This is a genomic window from Ulvibacterium sp. (assembly GCF_028285715.1).
In the GTDB taxonomy this organism is placed as follows: Bacteria; Bacteroidota; Bacteroidia; order Flavobacteriales; family Flavobacteriaceae; genus Ulvibacterium.
The window spans coordinates 666,666-692,558 of sequence record NZ_JANQOO010000017.1; the positions used below are offsets into that span (position 1 = coordinate 666,666).

26 protein-coding genes are annotated in these 25,893 nt (G+C 40.5%); 10 read left to right on the forward strand and 16 right to left on the reverse strand.

The genetic code is table 11. The annotated features are described in order from the left end of the window. Positions 1-6 precede the first annotated feature (6 nt). Both Q0993_RS09910 and Q0993_RS09915 read right to left on the reverse strand, forming a co-directional pair. Positions 7-1,149, reverse strand: a complete 1,143-nt coding sequence (locus tag Q0993_RS09910) for a DUF4249 domain-containing protein (RefSeq protein ID WP_299532370.1) — start codon at positions 1,147-1,149, stop codon at positions 7-9. 165 nt (positions 1,150-1,314) lie between these two features. After that, positions 1,315-1,812, reverse strand: coding sequence for a lipocalin family protein (locus Q0993_RS09915; RefSeq protein ID WP_299532372.1), 498 nt, complete (start codon positions 1,810-1,812; stop codon positions 1,315-1,317). A gap of 440 nt (positions 1,813-2,252) precedes the next feature. Between Q0993_RS09915 and rplM the strand changes: the two genes are divergently transcribed. The 4 genes from rplM to tsf all read left to right on the forward strand — a co-directional run bounded on the left by rplM (position 2,253) and on the right by tsf (position 5,454). Beyond that, entirely contained in the window at positions 2,253-2,708 is a 456-nt protein-coding gene (gene rplM / locus Q0993_RS09920; protein WP_299532374.1) for a 50S ribosomal protein L13, read from the forward strand. Beyond that, positions 2,708-3,094, forward strand: a complete 387-nt coding sequence (rpsI, locus tag Q0993_RS09925) for a 30S ribosomal protein S9 (RefSeq protein ID WP_299532376.1) — start codon at positions 2,708-2,710, stop codon at positions 3,092-3,094. The genes rplM and rpsI overlap by 1 nt, the downstream gene beginning before the upstream one ends. Positions 3,095-3,367: 273 nt before the next feature. Next, positions 3,368-4,552, forward strand: coding sequence for a 30S ribosomal protein S2 (rpsB, locus tag Q0993_RS09930; RefSeq protein WP_299532378.1), 1,185 nt, complete (start codon positions 3,368-3,370; stop codon positions 4,550-4,552). A 77-nt stretch (positions 4,553-4,629) separates the two neighbouring features. Continuing rightward, the gene (tsf, locus tag Q0993_RS09935; protein ID WP_299532846.1) at positions 4,630-5,454 is read left to right on the forward strand and encodes a translation elongation factor Ts; all 825 of its coding nucleotides are present in this window, start codon (positions 4,630-4,632) and stop codon (positions 5,452-5,454) included. A gap of 97 nt (positions 5,455-5,551) precedes the next feature. Here the strand turns inward: tsf and Q0993_RS09940 are convergent, their stop codons facing one another. From Q0993_RS09940 to Q0993_RS09960, 5 genes are all read right to left on the reverse strand, one after another. Then, a complete protein-coding gene (locus Q0993_RS09940) occupies positions 5,552-6,364 on the reverse strand; it encodes a DUF4097 family beta strand repeat-containing protein (protein ID WP_299532379.1) in 813 nt (270 codons plus the stop codon). 119 nt (positions 6,365-6,483) lie between these two features. Beyond that, positions 6,484-7,350 (reverse strand): hypothetical protein, encoded by an 867-nt coding sequence (locus tag Q0993_RS09945; RefSeq protein ID WP_299532380.1) that lies wholly within the window; start codon positions 7,348-7,350, stop codon positions 6,484-6,486. A 94-nt stretch (positions 7,351-7,444) separates the two neighbouring features. Continuing rightward, positions 7,445-8,248, reverse strand: a complete 804-nt coding sequence (locus tag Q0993_RS09950) for a HEAT repeat domain-containing protein (RefSeq protein ID WP_299532381.1) — start codon at positions 8,246-8,248, stop codon at positions 7,445-7,447. 3 nt (positions 8,249-8,251) lie between these two features. Then, complete coding sequence (locus Q0993_RS09955; RefSeq protein ID WP_299532382.1) at positions 8,252-8,806, reverse strand: RNA polymerase sigma factor; 555 nt, start codon at positions 8,804-8,806, stop codon at positions 8,252-8,254. 255 nt (positions 8,807-9,061) lie between these two features. After that, the gene (locus Q0993_RS09960; protein ID WP_299532384.1) at positions 9,062-10,933 is read right to left on the reverse strand and encodes a peptidase M61; all 1,872 of its coding nucleotides are present in this window, start codon (positions 10,931-10,933) and stop codon (positions 9,062-9,064) included. A gap of 180 nt (positions 10,934-11,113) precedes the next feature. Between Q0993_RS09960 and pyrH the strand changes: the two genes are divergently transcribed. Further along, positions 11,114-11,821, forward strand: a complete 708-nt coding sequence (pyrH, locus tag Q0993_RS09965) for a UMP kinase (protein ID WP_299532387.1) — start codon at positions 11,114-11,116, stop codon at positions 11,819-11,821. A 40-nt stretch (positions 11,822-11,861) separates the two neighbouring features. Further along, positions 11,862-12,416, forward strand: a complete 555-nt coding sequence (frr, locus tag Q0993_RS09970) for a ribosome recycling factor (protein WP_299532390.1) — start codon at positions 11,862-11,864, stop codon at positions 12,414-12,416. 77 nt (positions 12,417-12,493) lie between these two features. On the opposite strand, the gene Q0993_RS09975 is transcribed toward frr, so the two are convergent. The 6 genes from Q0993_RS09975 to Q0993_RS10000 all read right to left on the reverse strand — a co-directional run bounded on the left by Q0993_RS09975 (position 12,494) and on the right by Q0993_RS10000 (position 17,293). Further along, positions 12,494-13,069 carry a hypothetical protein gene (locus Q0993_RS09975; RefSeq protein ID WP_299532392.1) on the reverse strand — a complete coding sequence of 192 codons (576 nt, stop codon included), beginning with the start codon at positions 13,067-13,069 and terminating at the stop codon, positions 12,494-12,496. A 183-nt stretch (positions 13,070-13,252) separates the two neighbouring features. Next, complete coding sequence (locus tag Q0993_RS09980) at positions 13,253-13,843, reverse strand: hypothetical protein (RefSeq protein ID WP_299532394.1); 591 nt, start codon at positions 13,841-13,843, stop codon at positions 13,253-13,255. 264 nt (positions 13,844-14,107) lie between these two features. Continuing rightward, positions 14,108-14,725, reverse strand: a complete 618-nt coding sequence (locus Q0993_RS09985) for a hypothetical protein (RefSeq protein WP_299532396.1) — start codon at positions 14,723-14,725, stop codon at positions 14,108-14,110. Positions 14,726-14,742: 17 nt separating this feature from the next. Then, positions 14,743-15,387 (reverse strand): hypothetical protein, encoded by a 645-nt coding sequence (locus tag Q0993_RS09990; RefSeq protein WP_299532399.1) that lies wholly within the window; start codon positions 15,385-15,387, stop codon positions 14,743-14,745. Positions 15,388-15,524: 137 nt separating this feature from the next. After that, positions 15,525-16,190: a hypothetical protein gene (locus Q0993_RS09995; protein ID WP_299532401.1), complete on the reverse strand. Its 666-nt coding sequence runs from the start codon at positions 16,188-16,190 to the stop codon at positions 15,525-15,527. A gap of 5 nt (positions 16,191-16,195) precedes the next feature. After that, entirely contained in the window at positions 16,196-17,293 is a 1,098-nt protein-coding gene (locus Q0993_RS10000; RefSeq protein ID WP_299532402.1) for a hypothetical protein, read from the reverse strand. 358 nt (positions 17,294-17,651) lie between these two features. Here Q0993_RS10000 and Q0993_RS10005 point away from each other — a divergent pair, with 358 nt between their 5' ends. From Q0993_RS10005 to Q0993_RS10020, 4 genes are all read left to right on the forward strand, one after another. Next, complete coding sequence (locus Q0993_RS10005; protein ID WP_299532404.1) at positions 17,652-20,048, forward strand: MMPL family transporter; 2,397 nt, start codon at positions 17,652-17,654, stop codon at positions 20,046-20,048. Positions 20,049-20,146: 98 nt separating this feature from the next. Beyond that, complete coding sequence (gene asnS, locus Q0993_RS10010; protein WP_299532848.1) at positions 20,147-21,580, forward strand: asparagine--tRNA ligase; 1,434 nt, start codon at positions 20,147-20,149, stop codon at positions 21,578-21,580. A 43-nt stretch (positions 21,581-21,623) separates the two neighbouring features. Continuing rightward, positions 21,624-23,081: an RNA polymerase factor sigma-54 gene (gene rpoN / locus Q0993_RS10015; RefSeq protein WP_299532407.1), complete on the forward strand. Its 1,458-nt coding sequence runs from the start codon at positions 21,624-21,626 to the stop codon at positions 23,079-23,081. Further along, positions 23,081-23,686: a hypothetical protein gene (locus tag Q0993_RS10020; protein ID WP_299532410.1), complete on the forward strand. Its 606-nt coding sequence runs from the start codon at positions 23,081-23,083 to the stop codon at positions 23,684-23,686. The genes rpoN and Q0993_RS10020 overlap by 1 nt, the downstream gene beginning before the upstream one ends. 46 nt (positions 23,687-23,732) lie before the next feature. Here the strand turns inward: Q0993_RS10020 and Q0993_RS10025 are convergent, their stop codons facing one another. The 3 genes from Q0993_RS10025 to Q0993_RS10035 all read right to left on the reverse strand — a co-directional run bounded on the left by Q0993_RS10025 (position 23,733) and on the right by Q0993_RS10035 (position 25,878). Next, the gene (locus tag Q0993_RS10025; protein WP_299532413.1) at positions 23,733-24,344 is read right to left on the reverse strand and encodes a biopolymer transporter ExbD; all 612 of its coding nucleotides are present in this window, start codon (positions 24,342-24,344) and stop codon (positions 23,733-23,735) included. Between the two features lie 174 nt (positions 24,345-24,518). Further along, positions 24,519-25,259, reverse strand: coding sequence for a porin family protein (locus Q0993_RS10030; protein WP_299532415.1), 741 nt, complete (start codon positions 25,257-25,259; stop codon positions 24,519-24,521). A gap of 133 nt (positions 25,260-25,392) precedes the next feature. Continuing rightward, entirely contained in the window at positions 25,393-25,878 is a 486-nt protein-coding gene (locus tag Q0993_RS10035) for a biopolymer transporter ExbD (protein ID WP_120712272.1), read from the reverse strand. Positions 25,879-25,893 lie beyond the last annotated feature (15 nt).

Consider the following 25,893-nt stretch of genomic DNA (forward strand, 5'->3'; position numbering starts at 1 on the left):
CTTCATTTATTCTATCCAGCCTTCGGGTAGAATACTTGTCCGGTAGCGGCTTTCCTCACAAGGCGCATTCGTGGTAATGGGTCCTACGGGTACTTCAAGCCCTTCAAACTGCCCAAAAATATCCTTCTCTATCTGATTCTCCAGAACAAAGGTCCGCTCTATAAAAACCGATTTTGTGGAGGTGCCGACAGCAGTGAATCTCCCAAGAACAAATTCTTCGTTATCGTTTGGATTAAAAAGGTTCCCGACCAAAACCGCAGGGATTGGAGAATTAAACCCAGAATTATTATCAACGATATCATTCAATGTTTCATAGTAGGAGTGGGCCGAAGGTGTAAGGGAAAATTGTCGCAATTCCACCACTATGTTTTCCTTGGTAAATAAAGGGACCTTGCCAGCCGGAAAATTTTTCACTTCATTTCCATTGGTGAATTTATCCGAAAAAATATTTATATCATCGTTAAAGCGAATTCTCCAACATTTCGGGGAGCAGCCATAGGTGTAATACGGCTTTATTGCACTTACCAAGGCAGGGGCTATTGTAATACAGCCGCCATTTCGGTACAATGAAGTAAAGCAGGTAGCGCAATAAATAAGACGTTCAAACGATTGAAAATTCCAATAGTAGTAGTTATCGTCTTCTGGTGGATAAATAAAGGTAACTGAAAGGGAATGACCCGGAGCCCTAGTTTCCGAATCACCGATCAAAAGAAGTTCGGGGTCATATTCGACCTTAACATCCATGATTTCAACCGGTGGAAGTGTGGTTTCCTGCTCTGACCAATACTCCCTACCGTCTTCCAAAACCACGCGCAGTTCCCATGTAGATCCAACCTCCAATGCAAAATCGGCAGGAGGAATATATGCATCATCTTGCTCAACAAGATCGATCTCATTGCCCGTATTGGATTCTATGAAACTAACTCTGGCGCCTTTGATAAAGACATTTGTGTTAATATCAAACTCCCTGGTGGATTGTGTAATCTTTACAAAGGAAGTTCCTGGAACTGTAGAGGCCAAGGCATCGATATAAACCAAGCCCTCCTGATACCTAAACTCTGGATCTACGGCATCAACACAGGCCCATAAAAAACAGGTTATAAGCAAAAAGGTCGCCTTTCCTAAAAAAGTACTTCTTATCAAATGCATTTTAGTCCTTGGAAAACACCTTAAATATAGTGCCTAACAGCAAGAAATAGCGTATTCGGGTAAAAAGGTGGAAACAAAAGACTACCATTATGAAATGAGGAAGAATTAAAAAGGGCCTTACGAATTATCATAAGACCCCTATATATGTAAAGTATTATGGAAAAACTAATCCTTTTTGAAAACGGCTTCGGCTCCTTCCAAATTGTCCTCATCTATAATTTCCGCAGAAAGAGTAAGTGTACCGCCTTCCAGTTTTATAGTTACGGTTTCACTTATGCCGTTACCATCCACTATGGTTAATTGGTCTCCTTCCAAACTCCAGGTGGAAGAAGTAGTTTCGGCATTTTCAGGGCATTCAATTAAAAGTCCGGTACCTTCCGAGTTCACATCCGTGCCGGTCTCGGTAAAATCCTTAAATGCCGCTTCCAAAGTCTGATCGCTTTTGAATTCAAAAGTGAAGATGTCGCAGCCTTGGGCAATGAGGACCTGAATGACTTCATTGGCCAATTTGATCTCCCCATCCGCATCATCAACTTTAAGTTCGGTAAAACTCCAAGTTCCGATCAAGGAATTATCGTCACCCCCATTCCCGTCATCATTGTCCGATGAACAGGCCCAAAATAGGGTAGCTGAAAGAAAAAGTAGTACTATTCGTGTTTTCATTGCGTTTTTATTTTCCGTTGTGCGTGGTAGTAACGCAAAAAAAACGGTAATATTTTATGAAGCGTCTTTGCCTCCTAAAAAACCAACCTATATGTTACCTTTAAAAGAAAGCCATTCTTTGGTTTCTTCCATCCAAATACACTATCCTCCAAATATTGAGTCGATTCCAATGCCGTGCCCCGTAATGGTATCGGTATACAAAGAAACTTGGATTGATCCATTCATCTTTACTCTTTTCATAAATAGGTATGGCATTACTTGGCCTTACGGTTGGAAATGTCCCTAGAACTGTTCCCATACCTATATAAAGATTGTTACAAAAAAAATTCTTTAGGAATTGAAAAAATACAAGAAAGAACCGTTTGCATTTCAAGTTAATAATTGTACATTTGCAGCCCGTTTTACAGAATCAAAGGGTTTAATTAATAAAAACAAACGTAGTGGATACATTAAGCTACAAGACAGTTTCTGCAAATAAGGCTACCGTTGATAAGCAATGGCTATTAATCGATGCAGAAGGACAAACCTTAGGACGATTAGCCTCTGAAGTGGCCAAATTTCTAAGAGGAAAACATAAGACCAATTTTACGCCCCATGTGGATTGCGGCGACAACGTCATTGTCATCAATGCCGAAAAAATACAGCTTTCCGGAAACAAATGGGAAGATAAGGTTTACTTCCGTTATACCGGTTATCCAGGCGGGCAGCGATCTACTACGGCGAAGGATTTATTGGAAAAACATCCAGAACGTATTATCGAGAAATCCGTAAAAGGTATGCTTCCGAAAAACAAATTGGGGGCCGACCTTTTTAGAAACTTAAGGGTTTATGTTGGAGCGGAGCATGGACAAGAAGCGCAAAAACCTACTGTTGTAAATCTTAATGAAATTAAATAATGGAGACTATTCATAAAATTGGTAGAAGAAAAAAATCCGTTGCGCGGGTATATGTTTCCGAAGGAAAAGGGAGCATTACCGTGAATCAACGCGATTTAAACGATTATTTTCCTACCGCTACTTTACAATACAAGATAAAACAGCCTTTTGCACTTACCAGGACGGAAGACAATTATGATGTAAATGTAAATGTTTATGGTGGAGGTGTTACCGGACAGGCGGAAGCAATTCGTTTAGCCCTTTCTAGAGCCATATGCGAAATTGACGAGGAGAATAGAACTATCCTTAAGCCCGAAGGACTATTGACCCGTGACCCCAGAATGGTGGAACGCAAGAAATTTGGCCAAAAGAAAGCTCGGAAGAAATTCCAATTCTCCAAGCGTTAATTGGTGCCAAGTCCATTTCAGGAACCATTGAATGTTTGTGGACTTTTTATTTGAAGAATAGATTTAATAAACAAACCCTGAAATAGGTTCGGGGATATAACCAAGTTCATTGAAAGTCTTCGCTTTATGGCGGGGACAATTAAAAACCCTTAGCATGCTTTCCAAGGCATCAAGGTAAATTAGTTTAGCATCTAAATGCTGGAGGCTTCCGTTGAAATTTTCGGATACCACTCCCGTATTGCTAATTCAAAGGAACGTAAACTAATAGTAAAAATGGCTCAGAAAGTCGAAGTAAAACAATTATTGGAAGCAGGTGTGCATTTCGGCCACCTCACAAGAAAGTGGAACCCGAACATGGCTCCTTATATCTACATGGAGCGCAATGGGATTCATGTCATCAATCTTTACAAAACCGTAGCAAAATTGGACGAGGCCAATACGGCACTCAAAAAAATTGCGGCCTCTGGTCGTAAAATCCTTTTTGTAGCTACCAAAAAACAAGCCAAGGACATTGTGGCCGAAAAGGTTTCCAACGTAAATATGCCTTATATTACGGAAAGATGGCCAGGTGGAATGCTTACGAATTTTGTCACCATCCGTAAGGCGGTGAAGAAAATGGCTTCCATTGATCGAATGAAAAAAGATGGCACGTTCAACACGCTATCTAAAAAGGAACGTTTGCAAGTGGATCGTCTACGTGCGAAGTTGGAGAAAAACCTAGGTTCCATTTCGGAGATGACTCGATTGCCCGGAGCCCTTTTTGTCGTGGATACTATGCGCGAGCATATAGCCGTTAAGGAAGCACAGAAATTGAATATCCCTATTTTTGCCATGATCGACACCAACTCCGATCCCAGGGATATTGATTTTGTAATTCCTTCCAATGATGACGCTTCCAAGTCAATTGATATTATCATGACCCATGTGACCAATGCAGTGGCCGAGGGCTTGGCGGAACGAAAAGCCGAAAAACAATCTGATAAGGAGGGCCTTGAAGAGCCAGAATCCCCTAAAGCCGAAGTCGTAGAAGAGACTGCTCAAGAGAACCCGGAGAATACAACAGTAGAAGCCACGGAACCTGAACAAGCAATAGAGACGGAAAAAGTTGAGGAAGTCGCTGTTGTTGAAGAGGCGGCAAAGGAAGAAGAACAAAAAGAGGATAAGGAGGTGACCGGTGAAGCCACGGCTAACGAAAAATCGGAAAAGGCGGACGACCTTACCAAAATAGAGGGTATAGGTCCCAAAGCGGCAGAGGCGATCGCAAATTCTGGAATAGTTTCTTTTGCCGATTTGGCACAAGCCAAGTCCGACAAGATAAAGGAAATCTTGACCGAAGCCAGTTCACGTATGGCTCATTTGGATCCAACATCATGGCCCAAGCAGGCTAAAATGGCCGCCGAAGGCAAATGGGACGAACTCAAAGAATGGCAGGACAAGGTAAAGGCCGGAGTAGAATAAAAATAAACTTTTAGTAAAATAAATTTAGGATAGGCAACCCTATCTTTGATATCCGAATAAAAACATAAGAAACGATGATGGTAAAAGTTACCGCAGCTGATGTAAATAAATTAAGAAAAATGACCGGTTCCGGCATGATGGACTGTAAAAATGCCCTTGTCGAGGCCGAAGGCGATTTTGAAAAAGCAATTGAAATCCTTCGTAAGAAGGGCCAGAAAGTGGCGGCCAAAAGGGCCGATAGGGAATCCTCTGAAGGGGCCGCAATTGCAAAGGTAAATTCTGATAATACTTCCGGTGTCATCATCTCTTTGAATTGTGAAACCGACTTTGTGGCCAAGAACGACAGCTTTGTTACCTTGGCCAATGAGTTGGCTGAATTGGCCCTTGGATTCGATTCGAAAGAGGACTTTCTTTCCGCTGATTTCAAAGGAAATACGGTTCAGGACAAATTGACGGAACAAACCGGTGTTATTGGGGAAAAAATAGAAATCGGGGGTTTTGAAAAATTGAACGCCCCATTCGTTGGTTCATATATCCATGCCGGGAACAAAATTGCCACTTTAGCCGGACTTTCCGCTGCCGTAGAAGGTGCGGCCGTAGCCGCCAAGGATGTTGCCATGCAAGCAGCGGCCATGAATCCAGTGGCATTGAACGAAGAAGGTGTAGACCAGTCCGTAATAGACAAGGAAATTGAGATAGCCAAGGACCAATTGCGTCAAGAGGGCAAACCAGAGGCTATGCTTGACAATATTGCCAAGGGAAAACTAAAACGTTTCTTTAAGGATAATACTTTGGTAAATCAAGCTTTTATCAAGGACAGCAAACAAAGTGTTGCACAATACGTGAAATCCGTAGATACCAATTTGGAAGTTATCGGGTTCCAACGTGTGGCCTTAGGGTAATTTAAAACCTAATAAAACCAACTCAAATGAAAAACGCCCCGACAACTTTGTCGGGGCGTTTTTTATCAAAATCTATTGTGCAAAAAATGTACTGAAACTATTTGGATCTTATAATAATATCCCCATTAAAGGTCTTAAAAAGCATTTCCGGCCCACCACCATTTAGCTGTCCGCGTACCCATTGCTCAATTTTTACTCTATAGGTACTGGACGATTTGTCGGTCTTGGCCACCGTTTTTTGTTTATCCGTGACCATTTCAAAATCTGTATAGATATCGCCCTGTTCCGATTTTAATTTAAGATCGCTCTTTACAGAATTGGGAAAGGTAACGTCCAAGTCTCCATTGAGACTACTAAAGGCCATATTCACATTTGGCGTTACCGATACGAAGCTTACCTTTATATCCCCATTGACCGTATCGGCCAAAGCAGAGCCACTTATGTTTTCTAGCGTTATTTCCCCATTCACATTGCTCACCTCCATTTCGCCATTAACCTCCTTTACTGTGATGTTCCCCTCATTAACGGTACCCAGCTTTAAGGAGAAATTTTTGGGTACCTTGATTTCAAGGTTCGTGGGCCTATCCCACTGTTCATTGATAATCCGCACTACATTGTCCTTTTCCTCGGCACTTATTTTTAGGGAGCTATTTTGAATCCGTCTTAGGCCATTTTTTTCCTTTTCCTTCTTATAATGTGCTTTTCTGTTCCCAAAAGAAGCTTTGACGACCACTTCATTCCCTTCATAGGCCAGAATATCTATTGAGCCTGCCAATTGTTCTACAATCAATTTTCCAGGACTGTTGCCGTCACTTAATGGAACCGAAAACAATTCCACGCTCTCTTCTTGGGCATTGATCAATATGGGCAACATGAACATTGATACGATTACTAATCCAATATTTTTCATTTGTCTATTTTTTAATTGTTTTAAAGTATACATCCGACTGTTAAAGTCAAGCAAGGTAATCCTCCAATGGAAATCGCATTTCGTTTGGATTTGCCTTCACCCACTTCAGGATATCTATTTTATATTTTTTTTATAATAACATCGCCGTTCAAAGTCTCAAAATCAAAAGATAAACCACCTTGGCCTATCTGGACTACCGGCCTTGATTCGTATTTATATTTAACATTCTTTTCCCCGGTCTTGTCTTTAGTAGTTCTGGCAAATTGCTTGGTGATATCAAAATCCGTAAACAGTTCTCCGTTCATACTCTTAAAAACGATGTCAGCGGATAAGTTTTTTTGGTAGGTAATATTGATATCCCCATTAAGCGAATAATACGTAGATGCGACCGTTGGATTATTCGCATAGGAAATATCCACCTTTCCGTTTATGCAGTGTACCTTGGTCTGACCGGTAACATTCATAAGCTCAATGCCCCCATTTATATTATGGGCCTCGATATAATCGCCTTTGGTATTCTTTACCAGGATCTCCCCATTATTTATGGCACCGACCTTTAACCTACTACTTTTGGGCATTTTCACCTTAAAGTTCAAGGTATAATCATAAGGAGATTCCTCCCAGCGACCACAGTTTCTTGAGGTAAACCGCCCATCTTTGTAATGCATATGGGGCGAATCCGGATAAACGATAAGCTTGCTACCTTCCTGGAGGACCTTTACTCCGATTTCCTTTTTCCCAAGTTCAAGGTCCGTTGTAGTTCTAGCGGTAATGATTTTTTCCACTTCCAAAAGAACTTGATTACCATCGTATCCTTCAACCGATATGGAACCATCTAGATTTTGTACTTCAAGCATTCGATCCCCGCTCGTACTTGCGTAGGACAACTCTTTCTTAATAAGTTCTCTAAACTCTTTTTTCTGTGCCTTAGCACATTGTACCATAAGGGAACCCACTAAAATGGTACATACTACTGCTCTTTTCATTGGTTTACATTTTAACTGTTCGTGATTTGATACCGAAACAAGTCCGGCACGTGTTGATGAATAAACTTGCTGTATTACAAATTTTAGTCTTACTCTAAATGATCGAATTGATCGATGTTTCCAATTTTTCCTTTACGGACTTATCCATTTCCTGAGTGCGCATCAGCGTCTTAAAAGGCTCTATGGATTTCTTCTCTTGGAGTGCCACCATAAGGCTTGCCAAGGTAACTTGAACTATCGGCGAATCTTGCTTCACTATGGATTGTACCAAACCTTCGCGTACCGTTGGGTTATCCAAATAATTGGTCAGTGATTCTATCGCGGCCAGGCGTACATTTACATTTGGATCACTGTTTAACGTTTGCAACAAGGCACTAATCACCGTTTCGTCCACTTCCTTGATCTTGGTGACCTCGTTTATGCCTTGCAAGCGTTTATTGGCGGAAGGCTGTTCCAATAAAGTCAACACCAGTTGTTCCCTTACCTCTTCTGCCTCCGTATCGCTTACCACAGTGGTTCTTACATTTTCAGAAGACCCTTCAGAATTCAGAAAATATCCCAGATTTAGCCCTAACAGTAACAGCAATAGGCCGTAAGCCATTTGTGGCCTCCAAAAAACCGTTCCAAGTTTTGAGAACCAAGACGTTATGCCGTCCTTTGATTTTTCCGATTTCTCGATTTCACCGTGAAGCATCCCAAAAAAACGTTGGTCCATGGCGTCGGACGGTTCGGGAACGGAGGTAATATCCACTTGATTCCAGGTTCGCTGCATCTCGCTAAGCTGTTTTTGATATTTGGGATGATTCTGCACAAACCCCTCAAATTCCTTTTTCCCATCCTCATCCAAAGCATCGGATAGGTATTCCATCATCCAAATGTCAAATCTTTCCTGTTCCATAACCTATTGCATTTCCAGTTGTAGAAAAATTGCCCTCAAATCCTTCAGTGCCCTATGGGCCTTTACTTTGGCGGCTCCCTCGCTACATCCCATAATTTCTCCTATTTCACTAAATTTAATTTCCTTATATTTGCTTAGAATTAGTATTTCCCTTTTTTCTGGGGTCAACCGTTGCATAGCACGGTTCAATTGTAAAACCTCATCCCTTTTATCCATTTTGGCCTCTGGCCCCAAGTCATCCACTAACCTGTATTCCACCGAGGTCAGTTGAGTTTGGTCATTTTCCTTTTTATATTTTCTAAAATGATCGTAGTTCACATTTCTGGCCGTCCGAAACATCCAAGCCGCAAAGGAACCCTCCCCGGTAAAGGTATGCCTGTACTTCAACATTCTTATAAATACGTTCTGTACCAAGTCCTCACTAATGGATGGATTTCCGTTCATATTATAAAAAAAGCCGAACAACCTTTTTTTATGACGTTCGTACAAGAGACCCAATTTATCCAGGTCTCCTGATTTTACTTTTAGCATTAGTGCATTATCGGTCAGTTGCTGCATGCTTTGTTTTAGATCTTCAAAAGGGTAAACCGATGTTTTTTGAAAAGGTTACAAAAAAGTTCAAATTTCTTTAAGGTACTTCTTTTGGACAAAAGAAAGCAGCTTAAGGAAAGGCTTTCCCCAGGAAACGAAGCAATAAAGAAGTTGATTAAGCGATAAAAAGATGCTCTTTGCAAAAAAGGATTCTTCACCTATACCCATAAAACTAAAAAGCCACCGGTTCGGTGGCTTCTTTAAACTACAATCCTTCTTAGGTTAGCCCTTTAACCATGCTTTCCGTAATTCTTTCTTTTCAGGGGTCACATTTTCCATGGGTACAATAGTCTCTACCTGCAATACGGGAGTTCCTACCTTTCCTTCCAAGGTAATTTCCTCCTCCCCGCGTTGCACAATCATCTTGATCTCCGTTTCCGGGCTCCACTGAAAACTTTGCCCGATTATTGGCCGAATGGCTTCAAGGTTGATAGAAGTATCGTTGATACTTTTTATAACATCCCCGCCCTTGGCACCCAAGTCATTGAAGAATGAGTTCAATTCTATGCCCCTTCGGACAAAGATGGAATTACCCTCGGATTGATTAACGTCTATAAAAGGCACCTCCCCATTCAGAAAATACCCTGATTCCTTTTCAAGGGTTTTGATCGTTAGGCCCACCTTCGCCAAATACTTCCCGTAATCTATCGGCGTATCTCCGATAACGTGGATGTCAAAAAATGCACGCATTTCCGGATAGGTCATCGCAACGATTTCGTCAATCAATTCATCATCTTTAAAAGGTGTCATTCCCCCGTATTTCTTTGAGAGCTCCTTCATTAACCATAATACCCCTTTTTCCCCATTACTTTTTTCTCGTAACATAATATCCAATACCATATTGATCAATGCGCCCTTCTCATACACATTGGCGTAGTTCTTCTTATAGGGTTCCTTAAGAATGTTTTTGCTCATTTTGGTAAAGGACATTGCATCATCATAGGCTTTGGCATTGTTGGCCTTGTCCATCATCCTTTTATAAAACTCCTCCTCATTTATTAACCCCTGCTGAATTTGAAAGATATTGGCAAAGTATTCGGTAGTACCTTCATACATCCACAAATGCTCTGACATTTTTGGATTATTAAAATCAAAATATTGAATTTCCTCGGAATGTATGTTCAGCGGTGTAACAATATGAAAAAACTCATGGGACACTACATCTACCATGGCCTGTTCCAAACGGTCCTGGGAAATGGTCTCGGGTAAAACCACTACAGTGGAGGTATGGTGTTCCAGAGCCCCGAAACCCGTTGCGTCTGAAGGATCCATGGTGGATAGATACAGCAAAATGTTGTATTCCTTTGTACCATCAATATCGCCCAGAAAAGCTTTCTGGGCCGTCATCATCTCTTCCATGCGATCTTTAAGGGTTGAAGCGGTGTAGGTTCCATTTGGGGAATATACACTGAGTGTGACCTCAATATCCTTAATTTGAAAAGTTTCCGTATTTGGTTGTGTATATTGAATAGGGCTATCAATGACTTCAAAATAACGGTTGGCGGTGAACACATCTATGTTAGGGACCGAACTTTCATTAATTTTTTCTTTAAGGGAGGTAGTAGCCTTTAGACCGGCCGGCCTTGTAATCGTGATTTTGTAAGGTATCTCCTTCAAACCATTGAAATAACCTACAAAGCCGTGGAGGTTAAGAACAAAGTTTGCATTCCCCAAAATATTGGTGCCCGCAGGTGAGAAAACGGCATCCTTGACCTCGTTTTCCGTGTCATAGGTATCGTTGACGTAGTAGGTTATCCTATCCAAACTGCTTGCATTTGAGATGTTCCAAGTATTGTCATCGCTCTTGCTGACGTTAAGCTCGTTTCCCTTATAATCCAACGCCTTAAGGCCTTCCACAAATCTGCCGTAATTGTCTTCGCTATAGGTTCCCGGAATTATCTTTGGAATATAAAAGGATACCATATCCTCCTGGAACGCCCCGGGATCTATAGATACCAACACCTTATCGTCATCAACATTTACAAGATCTATTGCTACGGCCATAGGTGTTTTTTCTGCGGTTATCAATGCTTTAGAGGAGCCGCAACCATAAACTGCCATTGCAAAAAAGAATACTACAATCGTGTTTTTCATTATTAGTGCTTTTACAATCTATTCAATACTTAACTACATCGTTTTTAACATGTTGCAAGAATATAAAATATACTGCAGCCACACACTATTATTATGAAATAATTAGGGTAGCGACCGCCAAAAAAGTGAGGATTTTGCCTAACTTTTTTTGATTATTTTTGCTTGAAACAATTTTTCGGCATGCAGTATAAAAGAATACTATTAAAATTAAGCGGTGAAGCACTAATGGGCGAAAGACAATATGGAATAGATCCGAAAAGGCTTGCCGAATATGCCGTTGAAATAAAGGATGTGGTGGAGAGAGGCATAGAAGTGGCCGTGGTCATTGGAGGAGGAAATATATTCCGTGGGCTTTCAGGGGCAGCAACGGGAATGGACCGTGTACAAGGCGATCATATGGGTATGTTGGCGACGGTCATAAACGGACTTGCCCTACAAAGTGCCCTAGAACAAAAAGGGGTACAGACCCGGTTACAATCCGCAATCAAAATAAATGAGGTTGCGGAGCCTTTTATTCGCAGACGCGCCATGCGCCATTTGGAAAAAGGTAGGGTGGTCATATTTGGGGGAGGTACCGGAAATCCTTATTTCACCACGGATTCCGCCGCCGTATTGCGTGCCATTGAAATCGAGGCCGATGTAATATTGAAAGGGACACGTGTGGACGGGATTTATACTTCCGATCCCGAAAAAGATAAAAATGCCACCAAATTCGATACCATTTCGTTCAACGATGTATTACGAAGAGGACTAAAGGTAATGGACACTACGGCCTTTACGCTCAGTCAAGAGAACGAGTTGCCGATTGTAGTCTTTGACATGAATAAAAAAGGCAATCTTATGAGGATTATTTCGGGGGAGAATATCGGGACTGTGGTCAACTTATAACTTGGTTCAATTTTTGTTCCAGCATTAAAAATTTCACAAAATGAACGAAGAAGTACAGTTTATACTCGAAGCAGCAGAAGAGGGAATGGGTGCGGCAATTGCGCATTTGGAAAAAGAGTTTATCAAAATCCGGGCGGGAAAGGCCAGTCCGGCTATGCTTTCCTCGGTCATGGTGGAATATTATGGCTCGCAGACCCCTTTGTCCCAAGTATCCAACATCAACACACCGGACGGTCGAACTATTTCCGTACAACCTTGGGAAAAGAGCATGCTACAAGAAATTGAAACGGCCATTATGAATGCCAACCTCGGCTTTAATCCTATGAACAATGGTGAAATGATCATCATTAACGTGCCTCCATTGACCGAGGAGCGCAGGAAGCAATTGGTAAAGCAGGCCAAATCGGAGGCCGAGCACGCCAAGGTGGGGGTACGTAGTGCCAGGCAGGAAGCCAACAAGGAGGTGAAGGGTCTCGATGTTTCCGAAGATCTACAAAAGAACGCCGAATTGGACATTCAGGAACTTACCGATAGTTATACCAAAAAAATTGACGACTTTCTCCATGCCAAGGAAGCGGAGATCATGAAGGTTTAGGTTTTTCAGGTGCACTTCCATTTCCTGGTATTCCTAGCGCTTCATGCAAGCTAGCAGATTGTAGAACTTGGTCTTCTCTAGTCGTCCATCTCCTCCACTTCTTCAAATAGAATACGCAATATCCGCTTTGGACTATCAAATCCCAAATGGTCTATTGGGTAATTATAAATTCGTATTACCATTTCGTTTTCGGAAAAATCATTTCGTAAATCATACCAACTTACTTTACGCATGTCCTTGTACTCATTAACTAATGGAAAAGGAATCGACGCGATTATTTTTTTTGCTTTTTCACTTTCCGCAACGGGTAATTCAATACCGTGATTTTGAAAATAATAGTTTGATTGGTTTACTATCGACGGTTCCCCGTATTGCTCCACCATTTTTCCATAAAATCCATCAGCGTCATCCAAATACAGCCTAAGTCCGAAGCTTTTTATGTCTTGATTTTCCGTCAAATAAAAAGAGGCATCCAAGACTGGGTACTCCAAAAAGGTTAAGGGTGGTTCAGTATTGGGTTTATAAAAATAATCACTTTCATATTCAATATCCCAGTTATCATAATCCCCAGAGGTGACTTTTCTGAAATCAAGATTTTTTATGATTTCAAAATTCCCTAATACTATCTTTTCATCCAATTGAGAATAGGTCATGGGCCTTAATTATAGGTGCTTTACAGAATTCAGTTTCGGTTGAATTTCCAATGTTTGATTATAAATTTCCCTTATGACCATGTATTGTTCTTGATGTAATTTATCCATCAAACGCCACCAAAAAATACTCATTTTTCTGACCCAACTTCCCGGCGCATAAACACAAGCCACAAAGGGTATCCCTTACCAATCCTTTTTGCTTTCCAGAAAAGTGATTTCAACTTCATGGGTCTCCGTATCCATAACACGATTTACAAGGTTGTTTCTAACAATAATATTTGTATCATTGGCCATATCGTTTTTTACATCATTCACCTCATACCAATTTATATTTCTCAAGTTTTTATAGTCTTTTAATTTTGGAACAGGTAATGAGTCGTAATAGCTTTCATTAAAATTTTCAATTTCTGTAGGTATTTTGTAACCGTGTTGTTCTAAATATATTTTTGAAACGCTTACCGTACCCGGTTGACCGAATTTTTCAACCATTTCCGAGTAGAACAAGTCTATATCAAAAACTTCCAGGAATAGAACCACACTCTGTATGGAATTTTGTTCCTCTTTAACAGCAAAAGCCGCCCTAGAAACAGTATGCCCCATAAAGCTAAACGGAATTGGGCTTTCTGTAGGATAAAAATAATTGTAATGATAACTTATACCATAGTCATAAGAAGTATTCTGGTCAATTTTAATAAAAGTGACATTGTGGTACTCTGAAAAACTTCTGGATAAAATATTTTCGTCAATCTCCATTTCTTGAAATGCCAATATCATTTGAAAAATTTTCTTCCAAACCGCCTAAAACAAAGAATCACACAAAAAGACACGAAAAACAATTGAGCCAAAACCAGAAAAATACTTCTATAAGAAACGACAAATTAAGTGTCTGAGTACGTAATAATCATTGACTCCTCCGGATTAAATGTCAATCCGGTAACGGCTAAACCAATCGTTAATACTATTAAAATCGGATACACCAACTTCATAATTTCCATACTTAGTTCGAGCAATATTTTAGAGTATCTTGGGTTTATTGGGTCATTGCATATTTTCCATATTTAAATGGGAAATCTTAATTCTAAGTTTTCGACTAGGATATGAAAAATCGTAGCCATCCTCAGGATAATTATAAATTGAAATCAAGACCTCTTTTCCGGTATTTTTACTTTCTTTTTTATACCAACTTACCATCCTTGTATTATTATAATTCTCTGGAGTAGGTAATGGCAGGGATTCGAAGTCAGACTCGTCCAAATCATTATATTCAGAAAGTTTTTTAAATCCATGTTGTTTCAAATAATACTCGGACAAGCTAGCCGAGGATGCTTCACCATAGGTTTCGACCATTTCCCGATAAAAAAGTTTAGAGTCTTCTATATATAACCACATCCCAAACTCCTTTATCTTTCGATTTTTATCAAGCAAAAATGACGCTCCTGATATTGGCCGATTCAAAAATGTATAAACTTTTTCGTTCCTGGGTTTGTAGTAATAATCAAAATCGAATTCGATTTCAAAGGAATCAACATCCGTTTCTAAGACTTCCCGGAAATCTGAATTCTCGATTCTTTTAAAATCTTTACATAGAATTTTCTCGTCTAGTTGTGATTTTGCCATTAATGGGAAAAATAATATAAAAACTAGTATTCTAGTCATATCCTATTCAGTTAAAATTAGCAGTCAGGCACTGACATCCCAACATTTGACTCATAATCCTGTTCCTCCCCGTCCCATCCCAAAGGGATTGTTCTAGTCACTTGGCCTCCAATTTTTTTAAATTCCGCTTTTATAAACTGATCCATTTTTTGCCCTAGAACATTGACCATTGCTTTACCACAGTTTTGTTTTCCAAACCAAATTTGCAGACTTTTAAAGGCCTTTTCAAGAGCTATGGAAGATGCTTTTTTTGCTCTGCTACCAGTAGCAGAATAACGATGAGCGGGTAAACCAAAATAATACGTTTGATAAGATTTAGCAAGTCCAATTCCAGGGCATCTTCCCAACCTCGTCACCACATCCCATATTCCATTTACACCGGCCACGATAGTTCCTGTGTTTCCCAGTTCCGAATACTCAAAACTTCGACATGCCGTATGGCCTAGACCATCCTCCTCGTTCACAGGAATCAGCAACTCCCCTTTAGGACAATCGTCATCCCTGCTGGCCAGTCCAAAACCCTTTTGGCTATCACCCTCCTGCTTAGGGGCATGTTTTGTACAGAAACAGCCATCCTCTACCACTACCGAACCCGAGCCTTGTCGCGGAGTAACAGCACTTCCTGATACGGAACCATAACCCCCGGCCCTTGGGCCGCCCACGGAATTGCTAGTGCCAGGCGAAGTACCCGTTTGGGGGCCGTCCCCGCCTCCCGGGGCAGAGGGGGCATCGCCACCCCCTGTGCCGTTGATGTCCCCGGAAACTTCACCACATGGATTATCAGATTGATTTCAGTTTTTCAAAATTTGGCAATATTGTAGTTATACCCAATAAAAGGAATAATAAATGTCGGAGACTCTTGGAAATAAGGAGATTCTCTTGTTAGATAAATGCCCAGGCAAATTTTACTTCTCTTTATGTTATAGCCTATTAAAAGCTTGTTGGCGGAAAACTTGTAATTTCCTGTTCTCGTTTCGGTTCTAGTAATATTACCTACTTCATCAAAAAATACTTCTTGAGTTGTATAATCACTATTTCTGTTAAGAAGGCTAATACCTCCTCCTATAAAGGCCTCTCCCTTTCTAAAAAGTTTAAAGTAATAACTCAAATTTAAATGATATCCCAGCATCAACCTCCTTTCACCCACAGTTTGGGAGAAATCATCTATGGAATCAGGAGGTTCGTTTACTAGTAAATCATACCTGAGCGAACCCACTAAACCAATAGAAAAATTTTTTATGACAAATAATTCAAGTCCAATTTTAAAGCTAAAACCGGAATTTTGCCTATCCAAATTTGTAAAAAAAGCCGAATCGCTTAAACCAAGAACATTCACATTGTATATTGGAGTAATTCTATATTCTGTTCCCAAATTAAGGTGAAATTGACCACCATAGTCAACTTCGTTCTTTCTCTGAGAGCATGCCAATAAAGGTGCTATTAGCAAAAGCAGTACTACTCTCATTAATTCTAATTAAAATTATATTTAATAGACCTATTGTCCAATGTATATGAGGTCCTTGACCTAACACCATATCTATTTCCAGAGTAAGTTGTAAAAACATTATGGTCATACGGGGTCTGATAAGACCTATATTCCACATAAACATCCGCACCATTAATATTCCTCTCAAACGTTTTTTTTGGTGCCGGCCAGTTATCATACTCATATAGTGCATACAATACAAAATCACCAGATTTTCGGCCGAGATGTTTGTTAACATTTACAACCCTTCCCTTTTTTACTTCTCTGCTACTGTACTGGGCCAACCATTCACCATCCAAGTTACACCAGGCATTATTTATACCACAATGCGTGTAGTAATTTGATGGATTGAAATCACCTGCTGTAACTTTTTGAAACCTAATCTGAGCATTTGAGAGCCAGGAATCCTTTTTATCCCTTATTTGTATTTTCCTTATTGCAACAGATCCACTTGTAGTAACATCACCTATACTGCCACTACTACCACAACTAGCATTTTTATGATAGTTTCCGCAACCATCGGAATCGACCTTATAAACGGCATTACGATCGGTAACTTTTCCTTTCAAATCCCCAAAAACGTCTTCCTCCTCTACATGAGAACTGACCATCTTCAACTTACCTTCGGAGTCCAGTTTAAGTCCGATGACATTTTCCTTATCGTTTTCTATATCGTAGGAGGAAACAAGGAACAACGGGTCCGAGGTATCCCCATTTTTAATCTTTTCAATATAGGGCAACAAATCTTGTTCGGATAGACCAGTAAATGCGTTAAGTGAAAATTCCGTATCCTCATTTACGTCCTTCCCTTTATTGTCTAGAGCATTTGAATACAATAAATCGCTAAAAAACAATTTGTTAAACCTTTTATCCTTTCCGTTATTCCCGGAAAACATTTGGTCAAAATCCATTGCCGTCGCATTTAATTCATTAACTAGTTGAGATAAATGAAATATACGGTAATTTATTTGCTCATTTAAAGTAGCATCTTTTATATATTCTTTATCATACATTCGTGTTTCAAGTATCGTATCACTTGAAACTTCTAAGTCATTAACGTCATCACAGCTTAACGAAAACATAAAAATGATTACGAAAAGCAATAAAGGGGGGAACTTTTTCATGTGTTTAAGTTTAGAACGGTTACTAATTCAAGTTATTTCGATTAATTTCTCTTTTATTACTATGAATTGAATATACTAGGTTTTAAAAAGTTGGAGTAAACAAGATTCAAGTCATTTATTTTCAAGATATTAAAAAACGGCTAGCATAAATACCCACCTATTTTGTAATTTATTTTCTCAAATATACATATAATATAGTAAATAGTCTATATTTTAAGATTAAAATTTTCCAGCTAATACCAATCTTGGTATACTTTGAAACCTAATAGGAACCTTCAGTACCATTCCCTATCTTTGCGCTCTGTAAAAATCTACTGTGGTAGCAAAACTTACACAAGGCTTCTGGGCGAGAACCGCCCGTATCATCCTCCGTAACCGGATATTGATTTTGGTTTTGATCGCCGCTTTTACGGTCTTTTTAGGACTGCAATGGGAGCATATGCGCTTTAGCAGTTCCCAAGCAAATTTACTCCCGGACGACCACCCCATTAACCAGGAATATCAATCCTTTTTGAAGCAGTTTGGCGAAGAAGGTAACGCAGTCGTATTTGCCGTTAAGGACAGTGCCTTGTACGCTCCGCAGAATTTTAACCGATGGAATCGGCTCAGCAAGCAGTTACAGGCTTTTCCCGAAGTGGATTTTGTCCTTTCCACGGACAATCTCCTGGAACTGAAGCGCAATTCCGAAAAGCAGGAATTTGTTTTGGAACCCTTTATTAAGGATTCCTTGGATACCAAAAGGAAAATAGATAGTCTTACCGGATATCTCTTCAATAACCTTCCCTTCTACGACAAACTCATTTACAATAAGGAAAGTAACACCATACGGACCATAGTGAACCTGGATAAGGATATTGTAAACACTTCCGTACGAAAAGATTTTATTCTAAAGGACCTTACCAATCTTATTGACGATTTTGAGGAGGAAACCGGCCTAAACGTACATGTATCCGGGATGCCTTATATCCGTACCCTGAATTCACAGAATATTATTGATGAAATCGGGAAGTTTATCTTTGCGGCACTTGCCGTTACTTCCCTGATTTTTTTCTTTTTCTTTAGAAGCGTCAGGGCAACCACCATTTCCATGTGCGTCGTTATTATTGGCGTAATGTGGGCATTTGGCATTCTAGGTTTGTTGCAATACGAAATTACCGTGCTCACCGCATTAATCCCTCCGTTGATTATCGTAATCGGAGTGCCCAATTGTATTTTCCTTATCAACAAGTATCAGCAGGAGGTAAAAAAACATGGCAATCAGGCTCTTTCGTTACAACGGGTCATCTCCAAAATTGGCAATGCCACCTTAATGACCAACATGACCACGGCTTCTGGCTTCGCGACCTTTATTATAACGGACAGCAAATTGCTAAAGGAATTTGGTGTTGTCGCTTCCATAAACATCATCGGTATCTTTATTTTATCCCTATTGATCATTCCCATTGTTTATAGTTTTATGTCGTTGCCGAAGACCAAGCATTTAAAACATCTGAACAAAAGATGGATCGATGCCTTCGTCAACTGGATGGAGCGTATAGTCCGAGACCATAGGATAGCGGTATACATTGTTTCCATAGCCCTTTTAGTTGTAAGCATTATAGGCATCTACCAAATCGAGATTTCAGGAAGTCCTATAGAGGATATGCCCAAAAAGGCCGAGTTTTTTCAGGACATCCGTTTTTTTGAGTGCGAATTTGACGGAATTATGCCGGTTGAAATCGTGGTGGATACCGAAAGGCCGAAGGGCGTATTGAAGCCGGCGACCTTGAAACGCATAGATCGATTGGGCGAAGTCATCGAAGAAATTCCAGAACTTTCCAAATCGATTTCCGTAGTCAATTTGGTCAAATATTCCAAACAGGCCTTTTACAACGGTATTCCCAAATACTATCAACTTCCCACCGCACAGGAAAACAATTTCATTATGGATGTCGCCCGGAAATCTTCGGGCAATAGTGACCTGCTCAAAAATTTTGTCGATAGCACGGGACAAACCGCCCGGATCACAACCTTTATGAAAGATGTTAAAACGGATCGGATGGAGGAAATAGAAGATAGGCTATTGGAGCATATCCAAAAGATTTTTCCCTCGGAGCGCTACAATGTCTATATGACCGGTAGTGCGCTTTTATTCCTAAAAGGCACTAAATTTTTGGTAAAGAACCTGGTGCTTTCCTTGGCTTTTGCCATTTTTTTGATAGCCCTGTTCATGGCCTATTTATTCCGTTCATTCCGTATGATCATTATATCCCTGATTCCCAATTTGCTCCCATTGGTCATTACCGCCGGGGTCATGGGCTTTGTGGGGGTTCCCATAAAACCGTCCACCATCTTGGTATTTAGTATTGCCTTTGGTATTTCCGTTGATGACACCATTCACTTTCTGGCCAAATATCGTCAGGAGCTTACCGCAAATAAGTGGCGTATTCAAAAGTCAGTATACGCGGCCCTTAGGGAAACGGGGGTAAGTATGTTCTATACGTCCATTGTTTTGTTTTTCGGTTTTTCGGTTTTTGTTATCTCCAACTTTGGTGGAACGGTAGCCTTGGGTTCCTTGGTTTCGGCTACCTTGCTTTTTGCCATGTTGGCCAATCTTATTTTATTGCCCTCCCTTCTACTCTCTTTGGAAAGGAGTATAGCCAACAAAGAGGTGTTGAAAAAACCACAAATAGATATTCTTCCCAAGGAAGAGGTAAATATGGAAAACCCATAGAAACAATACCCTAACAAACCTTTTTTATACCGCATATCCCACGATTCCTTTTAATCAAAAAAGTTATCTTTGCCCTTCAAATTTTCATGTAACATATGATGAAATCATATAGTGTAAAAGAGCTGCTTGTAACGGCACCCGCTTTGCAGGAAGTCCAAGTGGACGGCTGGGTAAAAACATTTCGAAGTAACCGATTTATTGCCCTCAACGATGGGTCCACGCTTCACAATATCCAATGTGTCGTGGATTTTGAACGGTTCAATGAAAATGTGTTGAAGCAAATCGCCACAGGAGCGGCCCTACAAATAACGGGTACTTTGGTTGAAAGTCAAGGAAGAGGTCAGAACGTGGAAATTCAGGTAAAGGACATTTTTGTCCATGGGGGTGCCGACCCGGAAACCTATCCCATTCAGCCCAAAAAGCATTCTTTGGAATTTCTGCGTGAAAAGGCTCATTTGCGTATACGTACCAATACATTTTCAGCGGTTATGCGAGTGCGTTCCGCTTTGGCATTTGCCATACATAAATACTTCAACGAAAACGGCTTCTATTACTTCCATGCCCCTATCGTAACGGGATCTGACGCCGAAGGAGCCGGAGAAATGTTTCGCGTAACCACCTTGGATGCCAAAAACCCTCCTTTGGATGAAAACGGACGCGTAGATTTTAAAGAAGATTTTTTTGGAAAGGAAACCAACCTGACCGTTTCCGGTCAATTGGAAGCGGAAGCGTATGCCATGGGGCTGGGAAAAGTGTATACCTTTGGCCCAACATTTCGGGCGGAAAACTCCAACACTTCCAGGCATTTGGCCGAATTTTGGATGATAGAACCAGAAATGGCCTTTTATGACCTGGATGCCAATATGGACTTGGCGGAGGATTTTATCAAATCCGTTATTCGCCACGTCTTGGAAAACTGTAAAGAAGACCTCCAATTTCTCGAAAAACGGTTATTGGATGAGGAGAAAAGTAAACCACAGGCCGAACGAAGCGAGATGACCCTTATTGAAAAACTTGGGTTTGTTGCGGACAACGGTTTTAAGCGGGTCACCTATACAGAGGCCATCGATATTTTGCGCAATAGTAAACCGAACAAAAAGAAGAAGTTTCAATACCTAATCAACGAATGGGGAGCAGACCTGCAAAGCGAACATGAGCGTTATTTGGTGGAAAAGCATTTTAAGTGCCCTGTAATCCTATTTGATTATCCGGCGAATATCAAGGCCTTTTATATGCGCCTCAACGAAGATGGCAAAACCGTACGTGCCATGGATATCCTATTCCCGGGAATAGGGGAAATTGTAGGCGGATCTCAGCGTGAGGAACGCTTGGACGTGTTGAAGGAAAAGATTGCCGCATTGGAAATAGACGAAAAAGAACTCTGGTGGTATCTGGATTTACGAAAATTCGGTACCGCGGTACACAGCGGGTTTGGCCTCGGCTTTGAAAGGCTGGTGCTCTTTGCCACTGGTATGGGAAATATTAGGGATGTTATTCCTTTCCCAAGAACGCCACAAAATGCTGAGTTTTAGAATTCATTTTTTAACTTTATAAAGTACGCAGAATTTAACCGGAATGCTCAAACAGCACCTACAGTTTAAATTATCGCAAAAGCTTTCCCCACAGCAAATTCAGCTGATGAAGCTTATACAATTGCCTACCCAGGCCTTTGAGCAGCGTTTAAAACAGGAACTGGAGGAGAATCCCGCTTTGGAAGGTGGTAAAGAGGAAAGCAGTTCGCCCGAGGATGACTATGGGGACATCTACGAAGGAGATTCGGACAATGAGAGCATCAACACGGATGATATCAATATTGATGATTACCTAAGTGACGATGAGATTCCGGATTACCGTACCAAGACCAGCAACTATAGCGTTGACGACGATGAAAAAAGTGTACCCTATGCCGCGGGGACCTCTTTTAATCAATACTTGTTAAATCAACTTAATACCGTCTATTTAAGTGATGAGGAATGGGCCATTGCCGAATTTTTGGTCGGCAGTGTAGATGAAAGCGGATATATCCGTAGACCGCTCTCCGATATTATGGACGACTTGGCCTTTACGCAGAATATATATACGGAGGAAAAGACCATTGAAAGAGTTTTGGGCATCGTACAGGAACTAGATCCACCAGGCGTTGCGGCAAGGTCACTGGAAGAATGTCTAATAATACAATTAAAAAGAAGGGAAACACATCCGAGTGTGGAACTAGCCATTGCCATATTGGAAAAATCGTTTGAACAATTTACCAAAAAGCACTACAAGAAATTGGTGCAAAGGCATGGTATTTCAGAAGAAGAGCTTAAGGAAGCCATTTCCGAAATTGAAAAGTTAAATCCCAAACCGGGAGGATCTTATTCTGGAAACAATAGAATCGTAGAGCATGTAGTTCCCGATTTTTCCATTCGTATCGTGGATGGGGAACTAGAGCTTACCTTAAACGGCAGAAATGCCCCGGAACTCCATGTATCCAGGGAATATAGCAACATGCTCAAAGGCTATAAGGATTCCAAGAACAAGTCCAAATCCCAAAAGGATACCGTTCTCTTCATCAAACAAAAATTGGATGCGGCCAAGTGGTTCATCGATGCCATTCGTCAAAGGCAGCAAACCTTATACATTACCATGAATGCCATAATGCAGTACCAAAGGGAATACTTTTTGACCGGTGATGAACGGAACTTGCGCCCTATGATACTAAAGGATATTGCAGATGAAATTGATATGGACGTATCCACGGTTTCCAGAGTGGCCAACAGCAAATATGTGGATACCCCTTACGGTACCAAATTGATAAAGGATTACTTTTCCGAATCCATGAAAAATGAACAGGGCGAGGATGTCTCCACTAAGGAAATAAAAAAGATTTTGGAGACCGTGATACAGAATGAGGAAAAGAAGAAACCCCTTACGGATGACAAGTTGGCCAAAATTCTAAAGGAAAAAGGTTACCCCATCGCACGCAGAACGGTAGCGAAGTATAGGGAACAGTTGGGCATTTCGGTCGCCCGCTTACGAAAACAAATATAATGGGGTTATTTTTACGGGCTATTTCCTATATCTCCCATCCTTTGTTCATACCCCTGGCAGGAACTATTGCTTACTTTATAATTACGCCAAAATATAGCCCCCTGGAGGTGCAGAGTGGTAATATTTTACCCATTTTTATATTAACCATAATCATTCCTATAGTTTCCTACCTTATACTCCGGAATATAGGCGTGGTCCGTTCTATTTTTATGCCTTCCATCAAAGAACGCAGATATCCTCTTTTAATTCATATTGGCCTATTGTTGATGATTATCTATGAGGTCCTTCCCAATAATTTTGTCATGGAAATCCACTATTATTTCTTGGGATTGACGATTGCGGCCATTGCAGCACTTTTTACATTACTTTTTAAGGTAAAGTGTAGTTTGCATCTCATGGGCCTGGGAAGTCTATTTATGTTCCTCACGGCGCTGAGTATCCATTTTGAAATTAACATTACCCTAGCCCTAAGTTTCCTTACCGTATTCATTGGGCTAGTGGCTAGTTCCCGGCTTTATTTAAAGGCACATTCCAAAGCAGAGCTTTTTATTGGTTTCTGTATCGGCCTTATTTCGCAGTTGCTGCTGGTCAGGTTCTGGTTATGAACTTTATACCGTAATTAGGGATACTAAAGGAACGGCTAACTTCCACTTACTCTATTTTTACCTCTGCTATTTTTTGGGGGAATAACTTTTGGATACGTTGAATTCTTTCCTTGAGTCTTTCCTTAGCCAATAATGGGGTTCCAGGGGACTCATAGTGCTCCACCATTTTTGAATAATCCTCCTTAAAGAGGCGTTGGGATTCCCTATTCCGCAATTCGTTATAAGCCGCAACCAACTCATTTTGAATGGTGATATACGCACCATAACCGGTTTCTCTTTGGCAGGTAAGTGAAATAACCGCCTTGGACGGGTTATCGGAAGAAGTCAAGTCCCGATGTCCTCTACAATAGTCGCAAAAATCTTCGGTTCCCAGAGTAGCTCCCCCATTGTCCAGAAAACCAACTGCAATTTCCTTTAGGTCCTCAATTTGGACCAATTTCTCTTCAACGAATAATTCATCCCGATCATTCACCTCTATTCGAAGTATGTTTCGTTCCTTAATTTTGGCATCGGATGAATCCGTTAACGGGGGCATGATCCTATCTATTCCCGAGTCGGTTTCGATGCTTGTGGTGACTAAGAAAAAAATTAGTAGCAGAAAAGCTATATCTGCCATAGATCCCGCATTTACTTTTGGCATTTCCTCTCTTTTCGACATAATAGTAGAGTATTGGTTCATAAAATATGAGACCGTAGCATATAGCAAATAATAAAGATTATTGAGGAAAAATACTTGGGTTTCTAAAGATAAGAACTCCCAAATACTAAAATATAGGAAACAATATTCATGCCATATAGTATGGTATTCTATAAAAAAGAGAGAAAGGAAAGTCTATAAAATATAAAAGATGAGACCGATTCGCAAAGGTCTCATTGAAATCTCGGATCCATTAACAAAAACATCATCATTGAATAAATTATTAAGGGAGTAATACAGGTGAATATTGAAGGTATTATACCCAAAATTAAAAGTTAGACCATACTGAAATCTCCTAATATCATCATTATAAAAAGAAAAGTCTCCAGAATCCGACACGAACTTGGACCTGCCCCCCACTACATAGCCGAACCTTAACCCAGTATATACCCTCCAAAATTTATAACTGGAGGCAGTAGAATTACGCCATCGAAATTCCAAAGGTACTTCTATCAAATGAGTCTCCACTTTGCTCCTTTTAAAATCGGCATCACCATCTAGAACATCGTAAATCACATCATCTCCTGATTCCGTGGCCCTTAAATTGGAATAATAGGAATTTAGGTTATACCCAAGGCCTAGGCCCAAAGCAACCGTTCTATCCGGATTCACGGGAATATCCCTAATAAAACCGGCCTGCAGTCCATAAGAAAGGTTACGCTGGGTAACATCAACAGGCTTATCCAATAGAAAGTTATAGGTAATACCCATGTAAAATTGATCTTCCAAATAGTTGGTACTCCCACTAAACGTATCTTCATTCTCTTGGGCATATGTGGAACCCGAAAATCCAAAAAAAAGAAATAAAAGGGCAAAGCATCTCATAAATTTCCGGACATATCTTGGATAGGTAAAAACGGTTCGTTCTAACCGCATGATTGCATTGTATACATGTTGCAGCGGTATCGCTTCCTATTCATCAAATTCTTCATGCTATACTAAATTAAACAAATAAAAAACGCCTTACTCAAAGTAAAGGCGTTTTCAAAATTAAAATTTTCGGTACTTCCTATCTATTCAGGTTCATAAAGGCATCCCCTTCATATGTCGTGTAATTTACCTTTAGGGCATTTACCTTTCTCAATTCCTGTTTAATGTCAGAAATAAGGCCCATGTTGGCATTCTTATCTACCTTCAAGGCCGTTGTCAAAACATTTTGGAGTTCTTGCGCCTTCTTGGCTCTTTCCTGCAATATGTAATCCCCAACTTCGGATGGACCGGCAAACTTATCATTTAGTTGAATCTTGGGTTCTGAACCAAAAACCTTTTCATACTGTGAAGTAGGTTTACCCACATAAATATAGATAACCCTATCCTTTTTCTCCAACTTCTTGGTCTCGCTGGCATTGGGCAAGGTATTCTCTACCTTTAACGTACTGTCCTTCATCACCGTAACCGTCATAAAAAAGAATAAAAGCATGAAAACAATATCTGGTAACGACGCTGTGGACACCGCTGGGACGTCTCCGTCCTTCTTCTTCGCAAATTTTGACATATCAGATTATTTTAA

Coding starts and splice junctions, on each gene's coding strand:
- rpsB (WP_299532378.1), top strand. CDS start 3,368: ATGGCTCAGAAAGTCGAAGTAAAACAATTATTGGAAGCAGGTGTGCAT.
- rpsI (WP_299532376.1), top strand. CDS start 2,708: ATGGAGACTATTCATAAAATTGGTAGAAGAAAAAAATCCGTTGCGCGG.
- Q0993_RS09995 (WP_299532401.1), bottom strand. CDS start 16,190: ATGAGAGTAGTACTGCTTTTGCTAATAGCACCTTTATTGGCATGCTCT.
- Q0993_RS09985 (WP_299532396.1), bottom strand. CDS start 14,725: ATGACTAGAATACTAGTTTTTATATTATTTTTCCCATTAATGGCAAAA.
- asnS (WP_299532848.1), top strand. CDS start 20,147: ATGAAATCATATAGTGTAAAAGAGCTGCTTGTAACGGCACCCGCTTTG.
- Q0993_RS09940 (WP_299532379.1), bottom strand. CDS start 6,364: ATGAAAAATATTGGATTAGTAATCGTATCAATGTTCATGTTGCCCATA.
- frr (WP_299532390.1), top strand. CDS start 11,862: ATGAACGAAGAAGTACAGTTTATACTCGAAGCAGCAGAAGAGGGAATG.
- Q0993_RS09950 (WP_299532381.1), bottom strand. CDS start 8,248: ATGGAACAGGAAAGATTTGACATTTGGATGATGGAATACCTATCCGAT.
- rpoN (WP_299532407.1), top strand. CDS start 21,624: ATGCTCAAACAGCACCTACAGTTTAAATTATCGCAAAAGCTTTCCCCA.
- Q0993_RS10035 (WP_120712272.1), bottom strand. CDS start 25,878: ATGTCAAAATTTGCGAAGAAGAAGGACGGAGACGTCCCAGCGGTGTCC.
- Q0993_RS09910 (WP_299532370.1), bottom strand. CDS start 1,149: ATGCATTTGATAAGAAGTACTTTTTTAGGAAAGGCGACCTTTTTGCTT.
- Q0993_RS09915 (WP_299532372.1), bottom strand. CDS start 1,812: ATGAAAACACGAATAGTACTACTTTTTCTTTCAGCTACCCTATTTTGG.
- Q0993_RS09955 (WP_299532382.1), bottom strand. CDS start 8,806: ATGCAGCAACTGACCGATAATGCACTAATGCTAAAAGTAAAATCAGGA.
- Q0993_RS09960 (WP_299532384.1), bottom strand. CDS start 10,933: ATGAAAAACACGATTGTAGTATTCTTTTTTGCAATGGCAGTTTATGGT.
- Q0993_RS09975 (WP_299532392.1), bottom strand. CDS start 13,069: ATGACCTATTCTCAATTGGATGAAAAGATAGTATTAGGGAATTTTGAA.
- pyrH (WP_299532387.1), top strand. CDS start 11,114: ATGCAGTATAAAAGAATACTATTAAAATTAAGCGGTGAAGCACTAATG.
- Q0993_RS10030 (WP_299532415.1), bottom strand. CDS start 25,259: ATGCGGTTAGAACGAACCGTTTTTACCTATCCAAGATATGTCCGGAAA.
- Q0993_RS09945 (WP_299532380.1), bottom strand. CDS start 7,350: ATGAAAAGAGCAGTAGTATGTACCATTTTAGTGGGTTCCCTTATGGTA.
- Q0993_RS10020 (WP_299532410.1), top strand. CDS start 23,081: ATGGGGTTATTTTTACGGGCTATTTCCTATATCTCCCATCCTTTGTTC.
- tsf (WP_299532846.1), top strand. CDS start 4,630: ATGGTAAAAGTTACCGCAGCTGATGTAAATAAATTAAGAAAAATGACC.
- Q0993_RS09980 (WP_299532394.1), bottom strand. CDS start 13,843: ATGATATTGGCATTTCAAGAAATGGAGATTGACGAAAATATTTTATCC.
- Q0993_RS10025 (WP_299532413.1), bottom strand. CDS start 24,344: ATGTCGAAAAGAGAGGAAATGCCAAAAGTAAATGCGGGATCTATGGCA.
- Q0993_RS10000 (WP_299532402.1), bottom strand. CDS start 17,293: ATGTTTTCGTTAAGCTGTGATGACGTTAATGACTTAGAAGTTTCAAGT.